This is a genomic window from Streptococcus sp. 27098_8_74, from assembly GCF_041431705.1.
Lineage (GTDB): Bacteria > Bacillota > Bacilli > Lactobacillales > Streptococcaceae > Streptococcus > Streptococcus salivarius_E.
Genome location: NZ_JAPVYF010000060.1, coordinates 1 through 1,443 on the forward strand (window position 1 = coordinate 1; position 1,443 = coordinate 1,443).

The 1,443-nt window shown below is 38.2% G+C and carries 2 protein-coding genes; both read left to right on the forward strand.

All coding sequences use genetic code 11. The features are described 5' to 3' along the window. Window positions 1-213 precede the first annotated feature (213 nt). Window positions 214-975, forward strand: coding sequence for an IS110 family RNA-guided transposase (locus O3670_RS10910; protein WP_371596171.1), 762 nt, complete (start codon window positions 214-216; stop codon window positions 973-975). Continuing rightward, window positions 938-1,381 (forward strand): transposase, encoded by a 444-nt coding sequence (locus O3670_RS10915; protein ID WP_371596172.1) that lies wholly within the window; start codon window positions 938-940, stop codon window positions 1,379-1,381. The genes O3670_RS10910 and O3670_RS10915 overlap by 38 nt, the downstream gene beginning before the upstream one ends. Window positions 1,382-1,443: the final 62 nt, after the last annotated feature.

Below are 1,443 nucleotides of genomic sequence, written 5' to 3' on the forward strand. Positions count from 1 at the left end.
ATGCCTGCTAACTCGTGACAGAAAATGCTGTTCTGCTTATAATAAAAATGAACAATACAAATCTGTGGTCTTTAATAGGGCTTTTCCTAGCCTGTACAAAAAACTGGATGAACAAGAGTCATGAGATAACTCGAATATGCCTTGAGCATGAAAATAAAATTACTAGTAGCCTCTTGTTCTATTGTTCAATAGTGTTAACAGGAGGTTTTTGTAATGGAAGTCATGATTGAAACGTGTTGTGGCATTGATGTCCACCAAAAGTCTATCGTTTGTTGTATTCTAGATGGTCCACTAGATACCAATAAACCAAAGAAAATTCAGAAGAAATTTGGGACAACTACTGTAGCTCTTCACAATGCCTTAGATTGGATTATAGAAAACCATGTCACACATGTCTTTTTTGAAAGTACTGGGCAATATTGGCTCCCTCTCTTTAATATCTTTTCAGATTCTGATCTCATTTTAGTACTTGCCAATCCTCAACATATCAAGAATGTACCTGGTCGGAAAACAGACATGAAAGATGCCGAATGGATTGCTCAACTAGGCCGTTGTGGACTGATTGAACCTTCCTATATCCCTGCTCCTGAAGTGGTACAGCTTCGTTTACTGACACGTCGCATGCGTTCTTACAAGCAACGTCAAACTCAAGTCAAAAATGAAATTCACAATCTCTTACAACGTGCCAATATCAAGCTAACCAGTTATCTTTCTGATATTTTTTCTAAGACAGGGCAAGCACTTTTAAAATTATTCATTAACGGAGAAACAATTGATGTAGAATCTGTTACCCCTTGTATTTATAAACGAGTGAAAGCAAGTCCAGAAGAACTCGTTGAAGCGATGGAAGGAAAGTTATCACTAGAAGACCGCTTCCTCTTAGATCAGAGCTTAGAGGAATATAGGATGTATCAGGAACTCATTGAAAAATTGACAAATGAAATTCAACACTACATTGAAAAGGAGTTCCCCTGAGGAAAATAGGTTACTTCAAACCATTCCTGGTGTGAGTGAAAATTGTGCAGCCACTATTTTAGCTGAGATTGGACCAGATGTGAAGGCTTTTCAATCGGACGCACACTTAGCTTCTTGGGCTGGGCTCTGCCCAGGATCTTATGAAAGTGCTGGCATAAAAAAATCCTCACACATCATGCAAGGAAATCGATATATCAAGCAGGCTTTGACCATGTCGGGATTAATTGCAGCACATTCTAAGGATCCAGCTTTTTCTTCTTTTTACAATCGAATTTCCCAAAGAGGAAGCAAGATGAAGGCGATTATTGCTTGTGCTCATAAGATTCTTAGAATCATTTACAAACTACTCTCCACCAAGCAGACTTATCAAAAAGAAAAGGCGCTAGGACTGAGGAAACAGGTCTAACGCCAAAACTAAAAAATTTCAATTACAGTATAGCACAGGAAGTGATTTTTTGCGCTTTTTTA

Excerpts from the sequence above, each read along its gene's own strand:
- O3670_RS10910 (WP_371596171.1), top strand. The coding sequence starts at position 214 with ATGGAAGTCATGATTGAAACGTGTTGTGGCATTGATGTCCACCAAAAG.
- O3670_RS10915 (WP_371596172.1), top strand. The coding sequence starts at position 938 with ATGAAATTCAACACTACATTGAAAAGGAGTTCCCCTGAGGAAAATAGG.